At 40.9% G+C, this 24,493-nt stretch carries 25 protein-coding genes and 1 tRNA gene; 24 read left to right on the top strand and 2 right to left on the bottom strand.

Translation table 11 applies throughout. The features are described 5' to 3' along the window. Positions 1–3 precede the first annotated feature (3 nt). From mreC to AC4PHB_RS03395, 18 genes are all read left to right on the top strand, one after another. Positions 4–858 (top strand): rod shape-determining protein MreC, encoded by an 855-nt coding sequence (gene mreC, locus AC4PHB_RS03310; RefSeq protein ID WP_492137223.1) that lies wholly within the window; start codon positions 4–6, stop codon positions 856–858. Continuing rightward, positions 855–1,355, top strand: a complete 501-nt coding sequence (gene mreD, locus AC4PHB_RS03315; RefSeq protein ID WP_492137224.1) for a rod shape-determining protein MreD — start codon at positions 855–857, stop codon at positions 1,353–1,355. Before mreC ends, mreD begins: the two co-directional genes overlap by 4 nt. Positions 1,356–1,359: 4 nt before the next feature. Further along, a complete protein-coding gene (locus tag AC4PHB_RS03320) occupies positions 1,360–4,620 on the top strand; it encodes a penicillin-binding transpeptidase domain-containing protein (RefSeq protein ID WP_492137225.1) in 3,261 nt (1,086 codons plus the stop codon). 79 nt (positions 4,621–4,699) lie between these two features. After that, on the top strand, positions 4,700–5,338 hold the full coding sequence (gene minC / locus AC4PHB_RS03325; protein WP_492137226.1) for a septum site-determining protein MinC: 639 nt from the start codon (positions 4,700–4,702) through the stop codon (positions 5,336–5,338). Positions 5,339–5,353: 15 nt separating this feature from the next. Then, complete coding sequence (minD, locus tag AC4PHB_RS03330; protein WP_492137227.1) at positions 5,354–6,166, top strand: septum site-determining protein MinD; 813 nt, start codon at positions 5,354–5,356, stop codon at positions 6,164–6,166. Between the two features lie 12 nt (positions 6,167–6,178). Beyond that, on the top strand, positions 6,179–6,457 hold the full coding sequence (gene minE, locus AC4PHB_RS03335) for a cell division topological specificity factor MinE (RefSeq protein ID WP_492137228.1): 279 nt from the start codon (positions 6,179–6,181) through the stop codon (positions 6,455–6,457). Between the two features lie 121 nt (positions 6,458–6,578). Then, on the top strand, positions 6,579–8,426 hold the full coding sequence (locus tag AC4PHB_RS03340) for a TIGR03960 family B12-binding radical SAM protein (RefSeq protein ID WP_492137229.1): 1,848 nt from the start codon (positions 6,579–6,581) through the stop codon (positions 8,424–8,426). Further along, positions 8,423–9,124: a TIGR03936 family radical SAM-associated protein gene (locus AC4PHB_RS03345; protein WP_492137230.1), complete on the top strand. Its 702-nt coding sequence runs from the start codon at positions 8,423–8,425 to the stop codon at positions 9,122–9,124. The genes AC4PHB_RS03340 and AC4PHB_RS03345 overlap by 4 nt, the downstream gene beginning before the upstream one ends. Before the next feature lie 15 nt (positions 9,125–9,139). Continuing rightward, positions 9,140–10,375, top strand: a complete 1,236-nt coding sequence (locus AC4PHB_RS03350) for an Rne/Rng family ribonuclease (protein WP_492137231.1) — start codon at positions 9,140–9,142, stop codon at positions 10,373–10,375. A gap of 110 nt (positions 10,376–10,485) precedes the next feature. After that, positions 10,486–10,797, top strand: a complete 312-nt coding sequence (gene rplU / locus AC4PHB_RS03355; protein WP_492137232.1) for a 50S ribosomal protein L21 — start codon at positions 10,486–10,488, stop codon at positions 10,795–10,797. A gap of 2 nt (positions 10,798–10,799) precedes the next feature. Further along, entirely contained in the window at positions 10,800–11,162 is a 363-nt protein-coding gene (locus AC4PHB_RS03360) for a ribosomal-processing cysteine protease Prp (protein ID WP_492137233.1), read from the top strand. Further along, on the top strand, positions 11,155–11,445 hold the full coding sequence (gene rpmA, locus AC4PHB_RS03365; protein WP_128426068.1) for a 50S ribosomal protein L27: 291 nt from the start codon (positions 11,155–11,157) through the stop codon (positions 11,443–11,445). Before AC4PHB_RS03360 ends, rpmA begins: the two co-directional genes overlap by 8 nt. 84 nt (positions 11,446–11,529) lie before the next feature. Continuing rightward, complete coding sequence (gene obgE / locus AC4PHB_RS03370; protein ID WP_492137234.1) at positions 11,530–12,801, top strand: GTPase ObgE; 1,272 nt, start codon at positions 11,530–11,532, stop codon at positions 12,799–12,801. Between the two features lie 15 nt (positions 12,802–12,816). Beyond that, positions 12,817–13,110: a ribosome assembly RNA-binding protein YhbY gene (gene yhbY, locus AC4PHB_RS03375; protein ID WP_492137235.1), complete on the top strand. Its 294-nt coding sequence runs from the start codon at positions 12,817–12,819 to the stop codon at positions 13,108–13,110. 33 nt (positions 13,111–13,143) lie between these two features. Beyond that, positions 13,144–14,313 (top strand): nicotinate-nucleotide adenylyltransferase, encoded by a 1,170-nt coding sequence (gene nadD / locus AC4PHB_RS03380; protein WP_492137236.1) that lies wholly within the window; start codon positions 13,144–13,146, stop codon positions 14,311–14,313. A 15-nt stretch (positions 14,314–14,328) separates the two neighbouring features. Further along, positions 14,329–15,183, top strand: a complete 855-nt coding sequence (locus AC4PHB_RS03385) for an LCP family protein (RefSeq protein WP_492137237.1) — start codon at positions 14,329–14,331, stop codon at positions 15,181–15,183. 29 nt (positions 15,184–15,212) lie between these two features. Continuing rightward, positions 15,213–15,563, top strand: coding sequence for a ribosome silencing factor (gene rsfS, locus AC4PHB_RS03390; protein ID WP_492137238.1), 351 nt, complete (start codon positions 15,213–15,215; stop codon positions 15,561–15,563). Positions 15,564–15,566: 3 nt separating this feature from the next. Next, the gene (locus tag AC4PHB_RS03395; RefSeq protein WP_128426064.1) at positions 15,567–15,950 is read left to right on the top strand and encodes a RidA family protein; all 384 of its coding nucleotides are present in this window, start codon (positions 15,567–15,569) and stop codon (positions 15,948–15,950) included. Between the two features lie 42 nt (positions 15,951–15,992). On the opposite strand, the gene AC4PHB_RS03400 is transcribed toward AC4PHB_RS03395, so the two are convergent. Further along, entirely contained in the window at positions 15,993–17,261 is a 1,269-nt protein-coding gene (locus tag AC4PHB_RS03400; protein ID WP_492137239.1) for a D-alanyl-D-alanine carboxypeptidase family protein, read from the bottom strand. A 135-nt stretch (positions 17,262–17,396) separates the two neighbouring features. Here AC4PHB_RS03400 and AC4PHB_RS03405 point away from each other — a divergent pair, with 135 nt between their 5' ends. From AC4PHB_RS03405 to AC4PHB_RS03430, 6 genes are all read left to right on the top strand, one after another. After that, on the top strand, positions 17,397–17,996 hold the full coding sequence (locus AC4PHB_RS03405; protein ID WP_492137240.1) for a helix-hairpin-helix domain-containing protein: 600 nt from the start codon (positions 17,397–17,399) through the stop codon (positions 17,994–17,996). An 11-nt stretch (positions 17,997–18,007) separates the two neighbouring features. Beyond that, on the top strand, positions 18,008–19,045 hold the full coding sequence (gene selD, locus AC4PHB_RS03410) for a selenide, water dikinase SelD (RefSeq protein ID WP_492137241.1): 1,038 nt from the start codon (positions 18,008–18,010) through the stop codon (positions 19,043–19,045). An 18-nt stretch (positions 19,046–19,063) separates the two neighbouring features. Continuing rightward, positions 19,064–20,482 carry an L-seryl-tRNA(Sec) selenium transferase gene (gene selA / locus AC4PHB_RS03415; protein WP_492137242.1) on the top strand — a complete coding sequence of 473 codons (1,419 nt, stop codon included), beginning with the start codon at positions 19,064–19,066 and terminating at the stop codon, positions 20,480–20,482. Beyond that, the gene (gene selB, locus AC4PHB_RS03420; RefSeq protein ID WP_492137243.1) at positions 20,482–22,392 is read left to right on the top strand and encodes a selenocysteine-specific translation elongation factor; all 1,911 of its coding nucleotides are present in this window, start codon (positions 20,482–20,484) and stop codon (positions 22,390–22,392) included. The genes selA and selB overlap by 1 nt, the downstream gene beginning before the upstream one ends. 14 nt (positions 22,393–22,406) lie before the next feature. Next, entirely contained in the window at positions 22,407–23,096 is a 690-nt protein-coding gene (locus AC4PHB_RS03425; RefSeq protein WP_492137244.1) for a response regulator transcription factor, read from the top strand. 47 nt (positions 23,097–23,143) lie between these two features. Then, a tRNA-Sec gene (locus tag AC4PHB_RS03430) sits at positions 23,144–23,240 on the top strand. A 25-nt stretch (positions 23,241–23,265) separates the two neighbouring features. Here AC4PHB_RS03430 and AC4PHB_RS03435 read toward each other — a convergent pair. Then, a complete protein-coding gene (locus AC4PHB_RS03435) occupies positions 23,266–24,477 on the bottom strand; it encodes an alanyl-tRNA editing protein (RefSeq protein ID WP_492137245.1) in 1,212 nt (403 codons plus the stop codon). Positions 24,478–24,493: the final 16 nt, after the last annotated feature.

Raw genomic sequence — 24,493 nt, forward strand, 5'->3', positions numbered from 1 at the left:
GGAATGTATTTCTTTAGAAAATACAAAGAGAGAATGATAGTGGCTGTCGTTGCTATCATTCTTATTATAATAATTGGATATACAGGAAGAGAAAGACTCAATATATCTAGTCCGGAAAACCTTATCGGTAAGCTTTTACGCCCAGTAATAAGCTTTTCTTCAAGTGTTCAAAATAGAATAGGAGGAGTTTTCGCTTCAATCGGGGATGTTTTTGACGCCAAGGAAGAGAACGAGGTCCTGCGTGCAAGGATAAAGCAGCTGGAAATTGAGAACAGGGATCTCCAGAATGTCATAGGAAAGGCTGACTACTTAAAGCGCGAGCAGATGCTTACTGAGAATTCACCATATGAGTTAACCAAGGCCAGGGTCATAGCAAAGGAGCCAGGTAATTGGTTTGATCAATTCGTAATAGATAAAGGCAGCAGAGATGGGATATCAAAAGGAGATACAGTAGTACAGGGAATAGAGATTGAAAAGGATATATACATCGAGTGCCTTGTAGGAAGGGTAGTCGATACAGGTGACAATTGGTCAAAGGTAGTTTCACTGATAGACGAACTGAACAGCACATCTTTTAAGTTGATCAGAACCCAGGATGGTGGTATCGTATCTGGAAGTGTCGATGGAATACTTGAGGGTTATCTGTTCGATTACACTGCAGATGTAATTGAGGGAGATCAGCTTTATACCTCCGGACTCGGAGGGATATACTCCAGGGACATTTATATCGGAGAGGTGTCTGAGATTATTGGGGATCAGGAGGAGCTGACAAAAAGACTTGTAATAAAACCTGCCCTTGACTTTAAAAAGCTTAGCAATGTATTCGTAATAAATGATCAGGAAGAGGGATCCTATTGACAACATTTTTGGTCGGTATGACCTTGTTACTGAATATAATACTCCAGTCCGTTATTCTCCCTGGCTTTAAGGTATTTGGAGCCAGTCCGAATACAGCTTTGGCGATAGTTGTAGTAATAGCACTTTCCAAAGGCAGGGTATATGGGGGCATAGTAGGACTTATATCCGGGCTCATTATGGATGTGATGTTTTCAATGACATTAGGAATAAGTTCCTTGATACTATTTATAACTGGTTATATTACAGGATTTGCTGCAGATTCATTTGCAAAGGAAAATGCTGTTAATCCGGTTATATTTACATTGCTGGGCACTGTTTTTTACAATGCTCTGTTTGCTATGTTCATGTATTTTACCTCCAGAAATGTTACTCTTGAGTATGCTGTAAAAAGCATACTTTCCTTCGAACTTATCCTAAATAGCATGGCTGCATTACTGGTATATTTGCTTTTCAGGAAAATATTTTCCAGACCACAGATAAGATTTAATAAAAGGTGATCAAATGAATCTTAAAGAGAAACTATTCAACCGATATAATTTAATGATATCCTTGCTGGCAGTCATAATGCTGACATTAACCTTTAAGCTAGCCACCTTGACACTGGCACAGGGAGATTACTATCGTGACTTGAGTGACAATAAGAGAGTCAAGGAGGTATTCACTACAGCTCCAAGAGGAGAGATAAGGGACAGATATGGCAGACTACTTGCTGGTAATGTTCCCAGCTTTACAGTACAGCTTCTCAAGGATGAACTTAACATCAAGGACAAAGATCTTAGAAATAGTTATCTAATAAGGTTGATCCGGTTTTTGGAGGAAGATGGGGTTTCATATATCAATGACTATCCTATTCAATTGAATATTTACGAATATGAGAGTATAGACAAATATTTGTCAAATGAGCTTACACCTGAGGATACAGTAATAACTGCTCTGATAAATAATGGTCTTTTAGTTGAACTGATGGGGAAGCAGCTGCAGAAGCCATATCCTGAGCATTTTCAGCTCAATATGTATAAGAGAGCTCTTGATGCGATTGCAGACAGAGGAATTTCACTTGATGATCTAAGCTATGATTCTCCGGAAGAGGCATCTATGACCAAGGCCGCACAGATATTGGGAAATGACAGAAATCTAGTCAGAAAGATGATCGATCACCCTGTTGCCAGAGAGCTTGCTTTTAGATTACTCGAGGAGAAAGGCTTAGAAGATGGAGTTATTTTAGAACCATACTCATTGTCTTATCAAACTGATTATTTAGACCAAAAAATAACACTCATGAAACAATTTTCGTTTGTGACGATGAATACGACTGCTAAGCAAGACTTCGTCAATTTATTTATTGAGGTTTCTCTGGAGTCATTTCTTCAGAAAATCATAACCACGGGTGGCGAAGGCAATGAAAAACTAATTCCTGGACAAATCCTTATAGATATGCTGAATGCACAAGGTATAGCTTCAGACGTAAAGCTGCAAGTAAATGAAGATCGTGGAGACGTTCTGTTCAGTATTTCGGGTGAGAGCTCAGTAATATCCCTTCAACCGGTACAGATTCTCATAAATGATGCAGCAGAAAGTGGAGTACTCGAAAAGTTCATTACTGATCCTAAAATAGTATATCATGCTCAATCAAAACTGATATCAGATGGAGTTAATCCCAGAATATCAGTGAGTGGAGACATAGAATACGTCCATATCAATAACCTGAACAATTGGTATTCCGGAGTTAAAGCCGACCAGACAATGAGAATCGAGGATATTTTCGAGGATCTCAAATCAAGAAACAATATCGCGGAAAGCCTTAGTAAATATGAATCAAGAGCAGTCCTGGGATTATTGAATCAATTGACCATTCAGGGATACCTGGCATATCAACCCATAAACGTAGCTTACGGTATCAAAGATGCTACAGTTGCTAAAATCGAGGAAGAGCTTTCACAAGCTCCCGGGATCAAGGTTTCAATAGAACCTGTCAGATATTATCCAGAGGGATCCACAGCCGCCCATGTTTTGGGTTATATAGGAAAAATAAGTCAGCCTAATGAGATAGAGAAGTATATAAGGAATGAAGGCTATTCACCAGGTACACTGATCGGTAAAACAGGAATTGAAGAAAGCTTTGAGCTTCATCTGCGCGGACAGAGCGGCGTTAAAAAAGTCGAGGTAGACGTAATTGGGAACACCACTAATGTATTGGAGGAGATCAAGCCTATACCCGGAAACACTCTCTACCTTACACTAGATCTTAAACTTCAGCAGGTAGCTGAGGAAGCTCTCGAGAAGACCCTTGATCAGTTGAGTAAAGGCGGAACATATCCTAGTAAATGGGGAGACTATACATTCGGGATCCAAAAAAGAAAGAAGAGACCTTATATAAATGCCACTTCGGGGGCAGTTGTCGTAATTGACGTAAAAACTGGAGAAACTTTAGCCATGGCGAGTTATCCTGCTTACGATCCAAATCTGTTTTCTACAGGAATAAGTAATCCCGATTGGTTGAGTCTATTTCCCGAGGACGCAGAGAATCCGCTTGCACCCAGACCTCTCTATAATATTGCAACACAAACCGCGATCCAACCAGGATCAACATTCAAAATGGTAACTGGTCTTGCTGCATTGGAAAAAGGCTTGAATCCACTTCTTAGAATAAGAGATATGGGATATGTTACTGTCGGAAATAAGAATTTTCATTGCCTTATCTACACATCAACAGGTGGTACTCATGGATATGAGAATTTTTATGAGGCATTAAGAGATTCCTGCAACTATTATTTCTATACCCTGGCATTAGGTCGGAATCAGCGGACCGGTCAAAATATCGGGGTAAAGCTTGAGATAGAAGATATAGTAGAAACTTCCAAGAAACTTGGCTTAAATGACAAGACGGGGATAGAGATCAATGTACCTGCAGAGGTCTCAGGTGGAGTACCTGATCCACAGAGAAAAATCATAACCACGAAATATTTATTAAAGCAAATGCTGCAAAGAACGATTTCAGACTATGTAATGGCAGAAAAAGATTTGACCGTCGAAGACATCGAGGCGGCCATAAATGATATCATATCCTGGACTGATATGGAAACTCCTCTTACAAGGGGAGAGGTCGTCAGAAGGTTGACCGATATGGGCATTGAGCCTGAGTTAAGGCTGTCAGGAGAACGGGAAGGACTCGCTGACAAAATAAAGTACACCTACTTAAATCAAGCGGGATGGAATATATCTGACACCTTAAACGTAACTATAGGCCAGGGTCAGAGTGCCTACACGCCCATCCAAATGGCAAACTATGTCGCCACAATAGCGAATGGAGGTTATCTCAATAAGGTAACGCTTATTGAATCCATAAGAGATTACAGCAATTCCGCTGTACTTTATGAGCACAGAGCAGAGGGTTCACTTATAGAGCTTAACAATTATGAAAATCTTAACCACGTAAAAAAAGGTATGCAAATGGTAGCTGAGGACGGTACTGCCAGGAGAGTATTCTCAGGTTTTCCTATTGAGGTTGGCGTAAAGACCGGGACTGCTGAAAGAAGCGGAATAAATCCATCGACAGGTGATACCTATGATGACTTTGCGTGGTTTGTGGGGTTTGCACCGTTTGAAGATCCTGAAATAGCAGTGGCTGCAGTCATTTTTCAAGGGGGAAGCGGTGGCTACGCTGCTCCAATGGTCAGGGATATAATTGCACAATATCTTGGATTAAATACACCTGAGGTCCAGACATCACTGCCTGTTGAAGGAAAACTAATACTAGACTAAAACATAATTGAAGCAGCTATAGATTTTTTACACAATAACTAGTAAAATAGTGACAAGGATGTTTAGACGGAGGGAACAAATGAAGAACGATCTAGTTACGATCAAGGGAATGGCAGATGGAATTTATGTTGAAGTAAAGGGAAACGAGCTTGACTCCTTGACTTCAGCTCTTCATGAAAAAATATCGAAGGCTGGTGAATTTTTCAGAGGAGGGAAGCTGATTGAGGTTAGAGGAGAGGAGCTTTCTAAGGAAAACAAGCTGGAGCTAATGCTTATTTTAAAGTATAAGTACGATTTTAAAGTAGACATTCCGGGTTTTTCTGTACCTTTAGCTGAGGAAGAAAAAATAGAGCCCACTAAGTCAAATGTCTTTGAAGCAGAGGAAGGCCTTTCAAAATTTGTTCATGGAACTCTTAGATCAGGACAGGAGATCGCCTTTAATGGTAATATAGTAGTAATTGGAGATGTCAATCCTGGAGCACAGCTTAAAGCTAAGGGGAACATAGTTGTTCTTGGATCTCTTAAAGGACTGGCTCATGCAGGTATAGGTGGGAATGCGAATGCTGTAGTGGCTGCATATAGCTTGCTCCCTACACAGCTTAGGATAGCAGATCTTATAGTAAGGCCACCTGAGGATGACACTCAGTATAAGTATCCTGAGATTGCAAGGATTGTTAATGGTGAAGTGGTAATAGAGCCTTATTTGCCAAACAAATAAAAGGGAGGAAAATAAATGGACAACGAAAAAATGGGTACAGCGATTGTTGTAACTTCCGGAAAAGGAGGCGTTGGGAAAACTACTACCAGTGCCAACTTAGGTACAGGTTTGGCAATGTTGGGTTATTCAGTTGTGGTTCTTGATGCGGACATTGGACTTAGGAACCTCGACGTAGTAATGGGGCTTGAGAACAGGATAGTATACGACATAGTAGATGTAGTCGAAAAAAACTGTAGACTTAAGCAAGCTCTTATTAAGGATAAAAGGCATGAAAAGCTATTTCTCTTGCCTGCGGCGCAAACAAAGGACAAGACTGCCGTTAGCCCTGAGCAAATGGTCGAGTTAGTAAATGAGTTAAAGCGAAATTATGACTATATAATTATCGACTCGCCAGCAGGGATTGAACAAGGCTTCCAATACTCAATCGCTGGTGCTGATAGAGCAGTGATTGTAACAACTCCTGAAATATCAGCAGTCAGAGACGCGGACAGAGTTATTGGAATACTTGAGGCAAAGGAGCTTCACGATCCAACCCTGATAATTAACAGGATAAGGACCGATATGGTAAAACGCGGAGATATGATGAGCATCGACGACATATTGGACATTCTTGCTATAGACCTTTTAGGAATAGTTCCTGACGACGAATCGATAGTAATATCCACCAATAAAGGCGAACCAGTTGTTATGGATGATAAAGCCCTTTCAGGTAAAGCGTATAGGAACATTGTAAGAAGGATTACTGGCGAAGAGGTAGAACTGCTGAACCTGGAAGCAAACGACGAAAGCAAGTTCAGTAAGGTACTTAAACTAATATTCGGTAAATAAGGGGGGATTGGCTTGGATTTTTTCAGAATGTTTACCAAAAAACAGGAAAAGAGTAAAAATGTCGCTAAAGAAAGATTGAAGCTTGTGCTGGTACACGACCGAGCCGATTTGTCTCCTAGATTTCTGGAAATGATCAAGACTGATATAGTCAAGGTTATTTCCCAGTATGCTGAAATAGATGAGGCGGAGATCGATATAAAGATGACCAAAATGAAGAAGGATGGGAATTCATCACCTGTATCTGCGTTGGTGGCCAACATCCCGATCGTCAAAGTTAAGGAGAAAAAGTAGTAGAAATTGGCTCTAACCTTGGTTAGAGCTTTTTTATGCCGGAAGGGAAAAAGGAATATCTTTGATATATACCAAAGCAATGGTAATATTAAATTGAAGATTTAAATGAGAGGTGAATCAGATGATAGACAAATATAAGCTGGATAAAATTTTAATGAAGGTCGAGAAGCCTGCCAGGTATATTGGAATGGAGCAAAACTCCATAAAAAAAGACCTGAACGAGGCTTCCGTGAAGTTTGTTTTTTCATTTCCGGATGTCTATGAGGTAGGGATGTCCCATCTTGGCATGCATATACTTTACAACCTTATCAATAAAGAAACTGATATGGTTTGTGAGAGAGTTTTTGCACCCTGGGTAGATATGGAAGAGCAGATGAGATCAGAAAAGCTGCCGCTTTTCACTCTTGAAAGCAAGGAAGAGGTAAGAAATTTTGATTTTCTTGGATTTACTCTTCAATACGAGATGAGCTACACAAATATCCTCAATATGCTGGATCTTTCAGGTATACCTTTACTCTCAAAAGACAGGAAGGATGATGATACAATTGTAATAGCAGGTGGTCCTTGTGCGTATAATCCCGAACCACTATGGCAGTTCATCGACATATTTGTGATTGGAGAGGGTGAGGAAATAACCCTGGAATTATTGGATCTGTACAAAGCGCATAAAAAAGAGGGATTTGAAAGAAAAGCTTTTCTTCTGGATGCTGCAAGAAGTATCCAGGGTGTTTATGTGCCTTCTCTATATACAGAAATCTACAATCCTGATGGTACAGTAAGAGGGAGAAAAAAGCTCGTTGATAATATACCGGAAATCATAGAGAAGCGGATGATAAGAGATCTGGATAGCATGTTTTCGCCGGAGAGTATGATAGTTCCATATCTTGAAACTGTTCATGACAGGATATCGATGGAGATATTCAGAGGCTGTACTCATGGCTGCAGATTTTGCCAGGCGGGAATGATTTATAGGCCGATTCGGGAGAAATCAGTTGATCGTTTGTTAGAGCTTTCTGAAAAGCTTGTAGAATCAACTGGCTATGAAACCATCTCACTTTCATCTCTTAGCTCATGTGATTATTCTCAGCTGCAGTTGCTTGTTACCAGTCTTCTTGAGAAGCACATGGATAAGAAGGTAGGCGTGTCCTTGCCGTCACTTCGGGTAAATTCAATCAGTATGGAAGTGTTAAAGGAAATAGAGAAGGTAAGAAAATCAGGGCTTACGTTTGCACCTGAAGCAGGGAGCCAAAGACTTAGAGATGTAATAAACAAAGGGGTAAGTGAAGAGGATCTTGAGACTGCAGTCACTATGGCATTCAAAGAAGGCTGGTCTAGAGTAAAGCTCTATTTCATGATTGGACTTCCAACAGAAACTGATGAGGATGTAATGGGAATAAAGAGTCTAACATACTTGGTAAAGGATCTTTTCTTCAATCGCCCAAAGGAAGAGCGAGTTGGAAACTTCCAGGTGACTGCAAGTGCATCATGCTTTGTACCAAAGCCTTTTACACCATTTCAGTGGCACGGACAGGCAACAGAAGAGGAGTTCAGATCCAGGATCAAGCTGGTAAAGGAAAGTATAAGAGACAATAAAGTGACGTTTAATTATCATGATCCAAAGACCTCATATCTTGAAGCTGTAGTTGCAAGGGGAGACAGGAAAGTAAGCGATGCCATTCTAAAAGCCTGGGAGAATGGCTGCAGGTTTGACGGATGGTCAGAGCATCTTAAGTACGATGCCTGGATTGATTCATTCAAGGCTGCTGGCATAGATGGCAGCTTCTACGCAAACAGGCAAAGAGGCCTTGACGAGGTTTTTCCTTGGGATTTCATAAGTCCGGGACCTTCCAAAAAATACCTTTTAAGGGAGTATAAGAAGGCACTGGAAGGGGACACAACCAGAGACTGCAGGCTTGGCTGCACGAGCTGCGGTATTTCGGATTGCGCTATGTGGGGGGTGTTCAATTGATAATCCGCGTAAGGTTCACAAAGACAGGGTACCTTAAGTTTCTATCACATCTGGATTTAGTAAGGCTTTTTACCAGGTCTTTCTCAAAGGCTGAGCTTCCTGTAAAGTTTACTGAAGGCTTTAATCCACACCCAAGATTCTCAATCGGGAATCCACTGTCGCTGGGGATTGAAAGTACAGCAGAATACATGGAGATAGAGTTTACTGAGGAAATCAATCCAGAAATGATCATGAGTAGGCTTAACGAAGTTTTACCTGAAGGCATAAAAATTATAGAAACAGTCGAGAGTGACGGCAAAGCATCTCTTACATCACTTATAAGATGGTCTCATTATGAGATCCGGCTTTGGCTAAAAAATGAAGCAGATAGAACTGCCTTGGTAGACAAACTCCAGGGTTGGGATGAATTAGACAGTGTATTCATCGATAAAAAGAAAAAAAAGGGGAAAAACAAAATATCAGTTCAGGTGGACATTAAACCCCTAATTGGGAATCTTCAGTTCAAATATTTTGACACGGAAGGCTTTGCAGTATTAGGTGCTTTGCTTAAAACCGGTGAGGAAGGAAATTTGAAGCCGTCAGAGCTGGCTGAAGCACTTGAGACACATCTTAAGCTTGGTATTGACCTTGAGATGACGCAGATCAAAAGGCTGGATACTTTCATAGAAAAGGATGGCAAGATCGAAAAACCAATTTAGTCAGGAAGTGAGGAAATGAACGTCATTTACATCGATAACTCCGATGTCTCTCTGAGAATTTGCATAGTAGAGGACGGAAGGCTAGTGGAGTATTTTAAGGATGACAGCCAAAGCCAGGGAATACTGGGGAATGTCTATAGGGGCAGGGTTGAAAATGTACTACAGGGGATGGAGGCAGCATTTGTAGATATAGGCATTGGGAAGAATGCATATCTGCACATCAAGGATGCACTCGAGAAGGAGCATTTGAGCTTAAGTGATAAACCTTCTATAGACGATATAATCACCAGAGGTGAAGATATCATCGTCCAAGTAATCAAGGAGCCCCTGGGTAATAAAGGGCCTAAGGTAACACGACATATCAGCATTCCTGGTAGATACATGGTACTTACTCCTTACTCAGCAAGGGTAAATATTTCCAATAAAATAAGAGACACCAATGAAAGCTCAAGACTTAAGGAGCTAGGAAAGACGATAATGAAAGACGATATGGGGATGATCTTCCGGACTGTATCCGAGAAAGCTGAGACTGAGCTTTTAAGGGAGGAATACGAGGAGCTATTTAAGCTTTATAAGAACATTGAGCAGGAAAAGAATTTTCTACCAACTCCGAAGCTAATATACAGCGAGCTGGATCTGCTTTCTCAGATTATTAGAGATTATTTCAAGTACCCAAACACTGAAATAGTTGTGAACGACAGGAATATCCAAAGCATGTTATCCAACAACAAAGATCTTTCACAATATGACATGAGGGGCAAGATAAAGCTCGATCCTGATTTTAGTGTGGATTATAGTATGAACATTCAAATCGACATGAAGGAAGCTCTTGCAAGACGAGTACAGCTTAAGAGTGGTGGATTCATTGTAATCGATGAGACTGAAGCTCTTACCGCTATAGACGTAAATACAGGTAAGTACGTTGGAAGCTTTACTCTCGAGGACACAGTTTTAAGAACTAATATCGAAGCATCTGCAGAGATAGCTCGTCAGTTGAGACTTAGGGATATTGGTGGTATAATAGTAATAGATTTCATAGACATGAAGAGTCATTCTGATATGGATATAGTCGTCGAGAAGTTAATATCAGCCTTCAAGGGTGACAGAAATAAACCTATAGTAGTGGACGTTACGAAGCTGGGTCTGGTTGAGGTGGTTAGAAAGAAGAATCGACCAACTCTGGACAACAAGGTATCAATAACTTGTCCGACCTGTGGTGGCAAGGGGAAAATAAGGAAAAATGAAGCTTGACATAGTTATAGGTATCTGTTAAACTATTCAGGTGTAAAGCCGCTCAATGTGGGTTCAAAGCATAGTCACCTGACATTGGCGAGACTAGGTTAGAGGAGGTGCAGCAAGTAATGTACGCGATTATTGAAACAGGCGGAAAACAATACAAGGTTCAAGAAGGAGATATAGTATACGTAGAAAAGTTGAATGCTGACGAAGGTCAGGCAGTAAGCTTTGACAAAGTTCTATTGATGTCTGGAGATGCTGGTTTGGTTCCTGGAAAACCATATGTAGATGGAGCCAAAGTTGAAGGTACAGTTCTTGGCCAAGGAAAAGCGAAGAAGATCATTGTATACAAGTATAAGGCCAAGAAAAACATAAGAAAGAAGCAAGGACATCGTCAACCTTTTACTAAGGTACAAATCGACAAGATCATAGGCTAATTATGATCAAGGCAAGTATATTCAATAGTCCCTTTAACCAAAGGATAGGATTTGAAATCTACGGACATGCAGATTATGCTCCACATGGTGAAGACATAATATGCGCTGCCGTATCCATACTGGGTTATACTGCACTGAACAGCCTCACTGAGGTTGCTGGAGTCGACATACAAAAGCTCCAGATCGATATAGACGATGAAAAAGGCTATATGAAGGTGCTGGTAGATAAAAAGGTCATTGAAGAACCAACCAATAGAGATGTGCAAACAGTTTTGAACACTCTGGCAATAGGCTTGGAAACCATAAAAGAAAGTTACCCTAAATATATCACCATCGAATATAGGGGAGGTGGAACTCGTGTTTAAATTGAATTTACAGCTGTTTGCTTCCAAAAAGGGAGTAGGTAGTTCTAAAAACGGTAGAGATAGTGAATCTAAAAGACTTGGCGTAAAAAGAGGAGACGGACAGTTTGTCCTAGCGGGAAATATCCTGGTCAGACAGAGAGGTACCAAAATCCATCCTGGCAATAATGTCGGAATAGGTGGAGACGATACTCTTTTCGCAACCGTCGACGGAGTCGTCAAGTTTGAAAGAAAAGGCCGCGACAAAAAACAAGTCAGCGTCTATCCTAAAGAAGAATTAGCGTAGAAATTGAGCTTACCGTCAGGTAAGCTTTATTTTTTGCAGGCAGCAGTTTATAATGGAAAACTAAGTTGAATGAGGATGATGACTATGTTTATTGATGTAGCTAAAATATTTGTTAAGGCTGGAAAAGGAGGCAACGGAGTCGTTGCTTGGAGAAGAGAAAAGTATGAACCTGCTGGTGGTCCTTATGGTGGAGACGGGGGTAAAGGAGGTTCAATAATTCTTTATGCTGATGAAGGTATCAGGACTCTTATGGACTTCAGGTATAAAAGGTCTTACACTGGTCAGAATGGAGAAGATGGAAGGGCAAAGAAGCAATTTGGAGCCGATGGTGAGGATATAATCCTTAAGGTCCCCGTTGGTACTCTTGTTAAGGATGAAGAGACAGGGAAGGTAATAGTGGACCTTAAGGACCCTGGACAGGAGTTTGCTATTGCAAAAGGCGGCAAGGGTGGTAGAGGAAATGCCAGGTTTGCAACAGCTACAAGACAAGCTCCCGGTTTTGCCGAAGCTGGCAGAAAGGGACAGGAGAGACATATAATCCTGGAGCTGAAGTTATTGGCGGATGTTGGTCTTATCGGGTTTCCAAATGTTGGCAAGTCTACGATACTTTCCATAGTATCGGCAGCAAGGCCGAAAATCGCAAATTATCATTTCACAACCCTGAAGCCAAATCTGGGCGTAGTAAGGATAGCTGATGAAAAGAGTTTTGTTATTGCAGATATACCTGGATTGATCGAGGGCGCCTCCAAAGGTGCGGGGCTTGGTCATGATTTCCTAAGGCACATAGAAAGAACAAGGGTACTTGTTCATGTTCTGGATGCTTCAGGAAGCGAGGGCAGAGATCCCATTGAGGATTTTTATAAAATAAATCAGGAGCTATCTCAGTACAATGAAAAACTCATGGACAAGCCTCAAATAATAGCTGCCAATAAAACTGATATCCCAAGCGCTGAGGAGTGGGTAACCAAGATCAAAGAGGAGTTTGAACCTAAGGGCATAGCAGTCCATGAGATCTCTGCAGCATCACAATCAGGAATTAAAGAGCTTCTTTATGCGGTTTGGAATCTTCTTGAAAATACGGAGATCGTTTATGAGACCTATGATGAGTTACTTGGGGAAGAATATGAAGATATCAATGATGAAATAATTGTTTGCAAGGAAGAGGGAGACTATATTGTTGAGGGAGGCTTTATGGAAAGGCTGCTTCAGTCGACTTATATGGATGATAATGAATCTCTCAAATACTTCCAGGAGATGCTGAGGAAAAAAGGAATTGTAGATGAGCTTAAAGCTCTGGGCATAACTGAAGGAGAATCAGTATTCATATGCGGGTATGAGTTCGAATTTTATGAGTAAACGAGGAGTGAAGCAATGATAACAGGAAAACAAAGAGGCTACCTGAAAGGCATAGCCAACAACATCGACCCGATATTTCAGCTGGGTAAGAATGGATTGACGGAAAACTTCATCCGTCAGGTGGATGATGCATTAAAGGTTAGAGAGATAGTTAAAATTAACGTATTGAAAAATTCAGTGCTGGATCCCACTGAGGTTGCTTCGCAGCTGGCTGATGAATTAAATGCTGAATTTGTTCAAAGTATTGGAAGAAAGTTTGTTCTCTACAGACAATCAGAGGACAAACCAGAAATAATTCTTCCAAAGTAATGAGTAAGCTCCTTTTAAGGGAGGAGGGTTATAATGGCCATAGGGATAATGGGAGGTACCTTTGACCCTATCCACATCGGGCATCTTTTGATAAGTGAATACATCAGGGAAGAGCTTGGGTTATCGAAAATCGTATTTATCCCAACAGGCGACCCCCCTCACAAGCCTGACAGAATTACACCTGCCAGGCTAAGATTAGAGCTTGTCAAAAAGGCTATTGCTGATAATAAAGCCTTCGAGGTGCTGTCAATTGAAACAGACAGGCAGGGTAAAACCTACACCGTAGACACAGTTTGCGAGCTTGAAAAATTATACCCGGGAGAGAAGCTTTTTTACATCATTGGTACTGATACGCTGTTCCAGTTGAAAAGCTGGAAGGATCCATGGCTCCTCAAGGACAGGGTTGTTTTTGTAGTCTATCATCGGGATGGCGATAAGCTAGAGGTAGAAAGTCAGACCAAATCTCTTGAAGATAGGCTTGGACTATCATTTATTTTGAGCAAGGGTCCAATGATAGATATATCATCGACTGAGATAAGAAAAAGGCTTGGCTTCAGGAAATCAATAAAGTATATGGTTCCTGATTGCATAATCGAGGATGTTAGGAATATATCAATAGAGTTGGAGTTTGATTTGAACTCCATTGAAGGCATTGTGAAATCAAGACTTGGAGAGAAAAGATTTCGTCATACTCTGGGAGTGGCAGAAAAAGCTGTAGAACTTGCCCTTCGCTACGGTGCTGACAGTGACAAGGCCTATATTGCAGCACTACTGCACGATTTAGCTAAGCCAATGGATCACAGCAGTATGTTGATGATAGCAGCAGATTCTGGTATAATATTTGACAATGAAACTCTTGAAAGCGCTGATTTGTTACATGGAGCCATTGGTGCCATAGTTTCTGAGAAGGAAATCGGGTTAAGCGATACAGATATACTTACAGCCATCAGGTATCATACTACTGGGCGACCAGGTATGACTGTGCTGGAAAAAGTAATATTTCTTGCTGACTTTATTGAACCCGGCAGGAGCCTCCCAGGCTTGGATGAAATAAGAAGACTGTCTACAGTAGACCTAGATGAAGCTGTACTGGCAGCCTTAGAGAGTACGATCGAGCATTTGAATCAAGCTAAAATAAAAATTCACAATTCGACGATTGAGTCGAGAGATTACCTTATTAGTGAGAAAAATTTGGAGATATAGATGAAAAATCAAAACATGAAGCTTTTTATAAAGTATTTTGCATTATTTTTTGCAGTATTTACACTACTGTTCTTTGCAGTTGGTTTAATCACTGAGGGCAAGAACAATAATATGACATTTTTAATGATGGGCATCGACTCAAAGAGCTTTGCTGAGAGCAAGGGCGTAAGGTCAGATACTATCATGCTTTTTAATATCGACAGGGGAACAGGCGAAATATCCATATTATCCATACCAAGGGATACAAGAACTCCTATAGAAGGCAGAAGAAACAAGGAGAAGATCAATCACAGCTTTGCATACGGTGGACCGGAGCTGACGGTAAGGACTGTAGAAAACCTTCTTGGAGTCGATATAGATCATTATGTGGTAGTTGACTATCAGGTAGTGTCAGAATATGTTGATTTGATTGGAGGAGTCGAGTTCAACGTGCCCATGGATATGTCCTATTCCGATCCGGTGGCAGATCCTCCGTTAAAAATCGATCTTAAGGCAGGAGACCAGGTTCTTGACGGTGACAAAGCCCTTCAGTACTTAAGATACAGAAAAGGCTATAAAAATGCGGATTTGGGAAGAATCGAGGCACAACAGTCATTTCTTAAAGCACTGATCGGCCAATCCATCAAGCCTGGTATCATACTAAAAATACCAGGTCTTTATAGGATATACAGTAGTGGGGTAAACACAGATATTCCACTGACTAAGCTTGCCATTTACGGGATATCATTATTTAAATATGACCTGGACAATTTGACCAGCGAGACCTTGCCCGGTTCTCCTAAGACTATTGATGGGATTTCCTATTACATCCATTCTGAGGAGAAAACGGCTGAGATAATCCAGAGTATGATCGATACGAAGAATCAATAGATTACTATTAATGAAAGGAGAGTGGAATAATGACAGAAATTACCAAAAAGCTTGACATAATCAAGAAGGCTGTAGATGACAAAAAAGGTCTTGACCTGGAAGTTCTGGAGGTAGGCAAGCTTACGACTATAGCTGAATATTTTGTAATAGCCAGCGGCAATTCCTCAAATCAGGTCCTGTCTATTGCAGATGAAATAGACGATAAAATGTCATTGGAGGGATTTGAAACCTTAAGTACTAAGGAAGGATATAGAAGTGCCAGGTGGATAGTTTTGGACTATGATGATGTGGTAGTACACATTTTCCATAGAGAAGAAAGAGAGTACTATAATCTTGAAAGATTGTGGTCTGAGTTTGCAAGAAAGCCTAAGGAGGATTAACAAATGAAAATTGAGTATTTGGCAACAGAAAAAGCTCCAGCAGCAGTAGGTCCATATTCACAAGGTATAAAGGCAGGTCAATTTGTATTCACATCAGGTCAGCTTCCTCTGGACCCAAAAACAGGGCAGTTGGTACAAGATGATATTCAAACTGCAACTAGAGTTGCTTTGGAAAATGTTAAAGCTGTTTTGGCTGCATCAGGTGCTACCCTTGAGGATGTGGTAAAAGTAACCGTATTTGTAAAGGATATGAATGATTTCGGGAAGATTAATGAGGTTTATGCTGAGTTTTTCGCCAACCACAAACCTGCAAGAAGTCTTGTAGAGGTTGCCAGACTTCCCAAGGATGGAGTAATAGAAATTGAGGCAGTTGCTGCAATAGCATAATGAAAAAGATCACTTGAGAGATTCTTCTCAAGTGATCTTTTTTTAGGAACGTAATGTAGAAGGAGTTCTTCTCCTGGATTTTTTTCTGGATTTTCTCCTGCTCAATACATAAGCTCTAACTAGTATCAATAGACCGAATACAAAAAAATACCATTTACTCAGAAGTCTATTGTGGAGTTTAGTCATAGGATCAAGCTCCACATCAGATGTGGCTATAATATTCCCTCCGCCTATGACCCTTCCATTTAATACATAATCTACTGTACCAATAATTTGTCCCTTTTCAACAGGAGCTTTAAGATCTTCTACCGGCTTTATCCTTTTTTCAACCATAAAAGCATCACTTCCCGATATGGGGTAGGCAACATCTCTGTCAAGTATGCCTGCAACGAAGGGGAGAACACCTTCTGATACAGGAATGTTGTCTATGTATTCATTTAAATTGGCTATAGACTTATTTTGAAAATTCGAGAATCCGTAGTTCAAAAGCTTATGTGTATCTGAATAGCTGCCATTACCTTCTGCCTTAAGTACAGCAACTACAAGCCTTTGATCATTTCTTTCAGCATAAGATACAAGACAATTCATAGCCTCAGAGGTGTAACCGGTCTTGATTCCGGAGGCTCCCTCGTATTTTGCATTTACAAATGCACCATTTACATCTATTTTATCGGTGCTGTAAAGGAGCTTGTTAGTTAATTTAATATATCTTGTCTCAGTCTTCTTATTTGTAGGCGGAATCTCATATGTGACGGTACTGACGATGCTTCTTATAGTTTCAAGCTCCATAGCCCTTCTGCCAATCAATGCCAGATCATGTGCTGTTGAAACATGTTGATCATTATGAAGACCGTTTGGGTTGACGAAATTAGTATCTGTTGCTCCCAACTCTCTTGCCCTGTCGTTCATCATTCTCACGAAATTATCTACACTTCCACCTATATGCTTCGCAATTGCAAGAGCCGCGTCATTAGCAGACGGGAGCATCATAGCATAAAGAAGCTGTTCTAGAGTAAGCTGCTCGCCTGGCTCCAGAGCTATATGACTTCCTTTGGTAAGGCTTACGACCTCCTGATCTACCGTTACCATGTCCTGCAGATTTCCCTTCTCAACCGCAAGAATCGCTGTCATCATCTTTGTTGTACTTGCAGGATATAGCTTCATACTGCTATTATTATCATATAAGACCTCTCCAGTATCAAAATCTATAAGTATCGAGCTTGGTGCAGAAAGGTTTATGTTTTCAGCGAACACTGTATATGTATTAAGGAGAGATGCCAATACTAAAATCATGAGAATAAGTTTTTTCATTATGTACACCACCGTTGATTTTTATATTTTACAATTATAGATTATATCAGATTTTTTATAAAAACTTAACGGTGACAGGACAAATAATTCTATTTCGCATCATCAATTTCAAAAGATTTTGACAGGAGGACGAACATGGATTTCTTTACAAAAAAGGAGCAAATAGCTATACTTAGTATAGCCGTCATTTTGTTGGCTTATTTTGGGATTGGAGGGTATATAAGAAAGAACCAGCCAACACCACCTCTAGCTTTGATTCAGCCTGAAGTATCGGTTGCATATGATGATAAAGAAGAATCTAAGAAGCCTCAATTGATAATGGTACATATAAGCGGTCAGGTATACTATCCTGGGATATATGAGCTTGTAAGCGGTGATAGGGTAAAGGACGCAGTCGATCTCGCAGGTGGTTTGACAAAATCGGCTGATATTGATCGGATCAATCTAGCAAAAAAACTTAATGATGAGGATAAGATATATATACCAGCAATCGGCGAGACAGTATCGCAGGATATTGAAGTCGTAAATACGGGAAGTAATGCTGGCCTGATAAACATTAATACCTGCAGTAAGGAAGAGCTGGACAGCCTGCCTGGAATTGGAGCCGTTATAGCTGATAGAATATTAGAGTACAGGAAAAGTGAGCGATTTGATAGGATAGAAGATATAAGGAATGTGTCGGGGATTGGAGATGCAAAGTTCAACGATATCAAGGACTTGATCACTGTCGACTAGGAGGAACAATTATGGAAGAAATAAAATTGACCCGATTGACGAAAAGCTCAGGGTGAGCGGCCAAAATCGGGCCCGATATACTTGCACAGGTCCTGTGCAATTTACCAAAAACAAATGATGAGAACCTTTTGGTTGGGATCGATACATCCGATGATGCAGCAGTATATAAGATCAATGACGATTTGGCAATGATCCAGACCTTGGACTTTTTCACTCCAGTGGTCGATGATCCATATATCTTTGGATCAATAGCAGCTGCAAACTCCTTGAGCGATGTTTATGCAATGGGAGGAGATCCCAGATTGGCTTTGAATATAGTTTGCTTTCCTGATTGCCTTGATCCTTCAGTGCTTTCTGAAATACTGAGGGGCGGATATGACAAAGTAATAGAATCAGGAGCGATACTTGTTGGGGGACACTCGGTTTCAGATGATGAACCAAAGTATGGACTATCTGTTACAGGCTTCGTCCATCCTGAAAACATCAAGAAAAACAGCTCCTCAAAGCCGGGTGATTTACTCGTGTTAACCAAACCTTTAGGGTTAGGGATAATAAACACAGCAATAAAGGGAGAACTAGCAAGCCAGGAGGCTTATGATAAGGCCGTCAAAGTAATGACAACTCTCAATAGAGAAGGTATGGAAGCATTCAGAGGTTTGCCAGAAGTGAATAGCGTTACTGATATAACAGGCTTTGGGCTGCTGGGCCATTGTCTTGAGATGGCTGAGGGTAGCAACACGACAATAATTATTGAATCCCATAAAGTACCTTTTATAGAAGAAGCCAGAGATTACGCAGAGATGGGACTTATTCCTGCCGGAGCTTATAATAATAGAAATCACATCGGCAGCAAGGCAGCAATAGCTGAAAGTGTTCCCAAGTATCTTGAGGATATCCTTTTCGATCCACAAACCTCAGGAGGATTACTTATTTCAGCATCGCCAAGAACAGCTGAGATCATTATGGATAATTTGAAGGGCTCTGAGATTTCACATGGGGTAATTGGCAGAGTGGAGAATTTCACGGGGACACATCTCAAAGTAGAATAGAGAAGGGGTGAGTGATAATTGGAAACCAACCTATATACATTGATTCCTAAAATCGATGAGATACTTGAATATAAAATTATTAAAGAGCAACTGAACTCTTCTCCTCGAGCAGTTGTCCTTGAAGCTATAAGGGAGGAAACTGACCAACTGAGAGAAGGTATAAGGAATGGCAGTAATAGATCCTGGATAGAGGAACAGTTGAATAGATTGGAATCATCGATTTTATCAAGAATAGAGATGAAACTGCACTACAGCCTAAGAACGGTAGTGAATGCAACTGGTGTGGTTATCCACACAAACCTTGGCAGGTCTCTTATCGATAAGCAAATAATGGAGCAGGTCCTTAGGACAGCAGTATCATACTCCAACCTGGAATATGATCTTGATAAAGGCACCAGAGGCTCAAGATATGATCATCTTGAGCAGGTTGCCGCCAAAACTGTTGGTGGCGAAGCCGCTCTGGTTGTCAATAACAATGCTGCTGCCGTAATGCTTGTTCTTTCTACTATGGCTAAAGGAAAGGAAGTAATAGTTTCCCGTGGTGAGCTCATAGAGATAGGTGGAGCCTTCAGGATCCCTGAGGTAATGGAACAAAGCGGAGCAAAGCTTGTAGAGGTTGGTACTACCAATAAAACGCATCTAAGGGACTACGAAGCTGCTATAACTGAGAACACTGCTGCTATCCTGAAGGTACATACATCTAATTACAGAATAATGGGTTTTACCTCCTCAGTTGACAGTGAGGAGCTATTGCCGCTTAAAGTGAAGTATGGGATCCCTGTGATCGAAGATCTGGGGAGCGGTGTACTTGTAGATCTATCCAAATTCGGACTTTCTTACGAACCTACAGTATCATCATGCATCAAAAAAGGAGTAGACGTAGTGACCTTCAGCGGTGACAAGCTATTGGGAGGCCCTCAGGCAGGAGTAATTGTCGGCAGGAAGGAGTATATCGAAAAAATGCAGAAAAATCCTCTTACCCGTGCTCTGAGAGTAGACAAGTTTACTATATCTGCACTTGAAGCTACAATGCGACTATATCTGGATGAGAAAACTGCTATTAGTAGGATACCGACTCTTAGGATGCTTTCGATGAGTTATGTTGAAATATCTGAGAAAGCTCAAAAACTAATGGATTTATTGAGCTCATCTATAAAGGATCTTCCAGTAGCCATTTGCCTGGAGGATGACTTTTCGGAGGTAGGCGGTGGTTCTTTGCCAATGGAAAGGATACCAACTAAGTGTGTAGTTTTGGAACCTTTGGCTGGAAGTGCTGCTACCCTGGAAAAAGGACTAAGAAGCTATGAAGTGCCCGTTATTTCAAGAATCAGCAAAGATAAAGTTTATCTAGATCCAAGGACTATCCAGGAGGATGAGATGGATATTATCCGAAGTGCCCTCCTGTCAGCAGCTAGTAAGCTTAAGGAGTGTAGGTAATGAAGCATTTGATCATAGGTACTGCCGGTCATATAGACCATGGCAAGACAACGTTAATAAAAGCTCTGACTGGTAGAAATACTGACCGACTTAAGGAGGAGCAGGAGAGGGGAATATCCATCGAGCTCGGATTCACCTACTTTGATCTTCCAAGCGGCCAGAGAGCAGGAATAATTGATGTACCTGGTCATGAGAAATTCATAAGGAATATGCTTGCAGGTGTAATAGGAATCGATATAGTTTTATTGGTAGTAGCAGCAGATGAGGGTATTATGCCCCAAACAGCTGAACATTTGGCAATTCTTGACCTGGTCGGTGTGAAAAGCGGATTCGTAGTTTTAACCAAATCTGACTTGGTCGATGAGGAATGGCTTCAGATGGTGGAGGAGGAAGTCAAGGATGAGGTTAAGGGTACCTTTCTTGAGGGAGCTTCGATAGTACCGGTATCATCAACTGAAAAAAGAGGAATTAGCAATGTAATTGAAGAAATCGTAAAAATATCTGAAACGCTTGAAGATAAAAGTCTGGATGATATGCCTAGACTTCCGGTAGACAGAGTATTTACAATTTCAGGATTCGGTACAGTTGTAACAGGTACTCTTCTTGCTGGTAGTATGAAGGTGGGGGATGAGGTGCAGGTCTACCCTGGTGATACAAAAGCAAGGATAAGGTCAATACAAGTACATGACCAGGATGCTGTAGTTGCATATGGTGGACAAAGAGCTGCGCTTAACCTTGCAGGTGTTAAGAAAGTTCAAATTGACCGAGGAAATATAATTGCCCCAGTCAACTCAATGAGGTCCACAATGATGCTCGACGTTAAAATCAAGCTACTTAGATCCTTAAGCAAGGGAATTGAGAATAGGACAAGATTAAAGCTTTATCTGGGAACGGATGAAATACTCTGCAGGGTAGTGCTTTTAGATAGGGAAGTGCTCGAGCCTGGTGATGAGACCTATGCTCAGCTAAGGCTTGAGGAGGAGACTGTAGCCAAAAGAGGTGACCGATTTATCCTCAGGTTTTATTCGCCGATGTTTACAGTTGGGGGTGGTGAAGTCCTTGAACCAAACCCCTCAAAGAGGAAAAGGTTCGATGAAGAAAGCCTGGAGGAATTGACAATTAAGGATCAAGGTGATTTCGGCGAAATCGTGGAGCATATAGTTGAGGAAAACAGCAAGAGCTTCCACTCATTGAAGGAAATATCCAAAACGACGTCCATGCTTGAAGAGAACCTCGAGGATGAGATAATGAAGCTTGAGGAAAGTGGTAAGGTAGGAATTTTTAGACTCAGCAAAGACATTTACCCTATTCATAGAAAGGTGTTAGAATCATTAGAAAATAGAATTATTAATGAACTTGAGGAATTTCATAAAAAGTACCCTATACGGAACGGTATGGCGAAAGAGGAGATTAGAAGTAAATTTCTGTCGAAAGCTAAGCCGAGGCTTGCAGAAGAGATAATTGATCATTTGATTGACAGTGGTAACATTCGGCAAATAAAGGATCTTATAGCTTTGACTGGATTTGAACCTAAGCTTGACGACAAACAGCTGGCGCTGAAAAAATGGATATTGGACAGCTTTGAAAAAGCTTCGTTTGTGCCTCCAAAGTATGAGGATTTGCAAGAGCCTACTTTGGGTACTAATGGAGAAACTGAAGAAATGCTTATGTATCTCATAGGCTCAGGTGAGCTGGTGAAATTGTCTGATGAACTTTATTTGTTGCCATCAAGCTTGGAGAAGTCAAAAACGGCTCTTTATGATCTGATGAATAAATCAGGCAGTATTACTGTCGGCGGTTACAGGGATATATTAAATACAAATCGTAAAGTCGCAATCGGATTACTGGAGTATTTTGACCAGATCAAGTTAACAAAACGGTCCGGAGAAAACAGGGTACTGTTTAAGTAGCCAGGGGTGAAATAATGAGTGGAAGAGTATTGATCGTAGATACGGATAAATCTTTCGTCAAAGGTTTGAGATATTCTCTCGAGCAGGATGAATATGTAATAGACCATGCAGGGACTGCAACTGCTGCAATGGAACAATTGAACAGGAGGAGCTATGATATGGTACTCACTGAGATCGAGCTGCCCGATGGCAATGGACTCCTGTTTTGCCAGAATCTGAGAACAATTTCTTCTGTTCCTCTGATATTCATAACAAATATTGACGAGGATATTAAAAAGATCCTCGCACTCGAGTATGGAGCTGATGATTACCTTGTGAAGCCCTTTAACATTCTCGAGCTTAAAGCAAGAATAAAAGCTGTCCTTAGGAGATGTTCCAACAAACTACAGGAAAATGATGGCAATCTAATTGAGATTAGGGATATCAGGATAAATACCGTTGGTAGAAAGGTAACTTGCAAGGATAAGAATATAAGTCTTACCGGTAAAGAATTCGACCTTCTTTACGTCCTTGCCTCAACACCGGGGAAGGTATATACAAGGGAAGAGCTCCTTGAGAGAGTGTGGGGTTATGCCTATTATGGTGATCTTAGGACGGTGGATGTCCATATAAGAAGGATACGGGAAAAACTTGAAAAAGATCCAAAGAGCTCTGAATATATTATAACAAAATGGGGAGTCGGCTACTTTTTCAGAGAAAAATGATGTTGAAGTTTGAAACTGAATATTGTATAATGGCTTTTGTAGCCGATGGGGGTAGAGGAGTTCTGGTGGGCTCTCTGGTCTTCAAAACCAGCGCGAGGGGTTAGGAGCCTCTTGGGTGGGTTCGATTCCCACATACTCCCGCCAAAGTAAAAAAGCGCTGAACCAGGCGCTATTTTTTTTGGTCCAACGCTTTCATCACTAACCCGATACATTGCTCCAGCAAACCCCTGAGATGGTTTGAGGCAGTAGACCCTTGAACTGTATTGCTGTTTCCGCCGCCCTTAACCTGATAGTGTGAAGACAGCTCCTTGTAGATACCATTTAGATCAAGCTCTATATCCTTGCTTTTACTGATTAAGAATTGGCTGATACTGCTTCCTTCAATTCCAAAAATCAGTACGAGCCTTTCGTTGGTATTTGTAAGCCAATTACCCATATAGCTGATTTCTTTGAAATCCTTATTATCGAACAACTTGCAAATTATCCTTCCTTCGCCATGCAGCTTTGCCTCTCGCAGAAGATTCTCACTCTCTAAAGATAAAAGTCTCTCCTTCAGATCCTTCATCTCTTTCGAAAGCGAGTTTCGTTCATTGTAAATATTGTAGAATCTCTCCACTACTTGAGAATCGCCCGCTGATAAAACCGAACTTATCTCTCTCACAGTGTTGAACTTACTTATGTAATCATCAACTGCTCTTTGTCCAGTTAAAAAATAAATCCTGGTATTGCCCTTGTACTTTTCCTTTTTGATTACCTTAATAAGTCCTAATTCGCCTGTTGCAGCAACATGAGTTCCACCACAGGGAGAATAATCAAATCCATCGATTTCAACAACTCTTATATTTTTCTCAACACTTGGATTTTTTCTCACAGGAAGAAGTTTGGCTTCCTCTGATGAAACCACGTAGGACTTGATTCTGAAGTTTGATTGAATAATCTTATTGCATAATTGTTCTGCTCTAAAATATTCATCCTCCGATAAATCTGTAACGTTCAAATCTATAGTTGTGTACTCCTCACCCAGGTGAAATCCTACGGTTTCAGCTCCAAATAATCTGAAAAGAACCCCTGATAAAAGGTGCTGCCCAGAGTGCTGCTGCATAAGATCGATCCTTCGATCACCATTTATTCTAAGCTTAGCTTTCCCCGGAGACAGTCTCTCCTGGATGACATGGACCAGCTTGTCGCCATCTTCATAAGTCTTGGTTACCCTGACTCCATTTATTGTTCCATCGTCTCCAGGTTGCCCCCCGGACATATCGGGGTACAAAATAGTGCGGTCCAGGATGATATTAAAGCCATCCTCATTATTAAGGATATTTTCTACCTTGGCATCGGTCTCAAAAAGATATGGATTCTCCCAATACAATTTTCTGGTCAAGTTTGATTCCTCCCAA

The organism is Gudongella sp. QWL-04, from assembly GCF_058683975.1.

Coding starts and splice junctions, on each gene's coding strand:
- mreC (WP_492137223.1), top strand. CDS start 4: ATGTATTTCTTTAGAAAATACAAAGAGAGAATGATAGTGGCTGTCGTT.
- AC4PHB_RS03320 (WP_492137225.1), top strand. CDS start 1,360: ATGAATCTTAAAGAGAAACTATTCAACCGATATAATTTAATGATATCC.
- minC (WP_492137226.1), top strand. CDS start 4,700: ATGAAGAACGATCTAGTTACGATCAAGGGAATGGCAGATGGAATTTAT.
- minD (WP_492137227.1), top strand. CDS start 5,354: ATGGACAACGAAAAAATGGGTACAGCGATTGTTGTAACTTCCGGAAAA.
- AC4PHB_RS03340 (WP_492137229.1), top strand. CDS start 6,579: ATGATAGACAAATATAAGCTGGATAAAATTTTAATGAAGGTCGAGAAG.
- AC4PHB_RS03350 (WP_492137231.1), top strand. CDS start 9,140: ATGAACGTCATTTACATCGATAACTCCGATGTCTCTCTGAGAATTTGC.
- rplU (WP_492137232.1), top strand. CDS start 10,486: ATGTACGCGATTATTGAAACAGGCGGAAAACAATACAAGGTTCAAGAA.
- AC4PHB_RS03360 (WP_492137233.1), top strand. CDS start 10,800: ATGATCAAGGCAAGTATATTCAATAGTCCCTTTAACCAAAGGATAGGA.
- obgE (WP_492137234.1), top strand. CDS start 11,530: ATGTTTATTGATGTAGCTAAAATATTTGTTAAGGCTGGAAAAGGAGGC.
- yhbY (WP_492137235.1), top strand. CDS start 12,817: ATGATAACAGGAAAACAAAGAGGCTACCTGAAAGGCATAGCCAACAAC.
- nadD (WP_492137236.1), top strand. CDS start 13,144: ATGGCCATAGGGATAATGGGAGGTACCTTTGACCCTATCCACATCGGG.
- AC4PHB_RS03385 (WP_492137237.1), top strand. CDS start 14,329: ATGAAGCTTTTTATAAAGTATTTTGCATTATTTTTTGCAGTATTTACA.
- rsfS (WP_492137238.1), top strand. CDS start 15,213: ATGACAGAAATTACCAAAAAGCTTGACATAATCAAGAAGGCTGTAGAT.
- AC4PHB_RS03395 (WP_128426064.1), top strand. CDS start 15,567: ATGAAAATTGAGTATTTGGCAACAGAAAAAGCTCCAGCAGCAGTAGGT.
- AC4PHB_RS03400 (WP_492137239.1), bottom strand. CDS start 17,261: ATGAAAAAACTTATTCTCATGATTTTAGTATTGGCATCTCTCCTTAAT.
- AC4PHB_RS03405 (WP_492137240.1), top strand. CDS start 17,397: ATGGATTTCTTTACAAAAAAGGAGCAAATAGCTATACTTAGTATAGCC.
- selB (WP_492137243.1), top strand. CDS start 20,482: ATGAAGCATTTGATCATAGGTACTGCCGGTCATATAGACCATGGCAAG.
- AC4PHB_RS03425 (WP_492137244.1), top strand. CDS start 22,407: ATGAGTGGAAGAGTATTGATCGTAGATACGGATAAATCTTTCGTCAAA.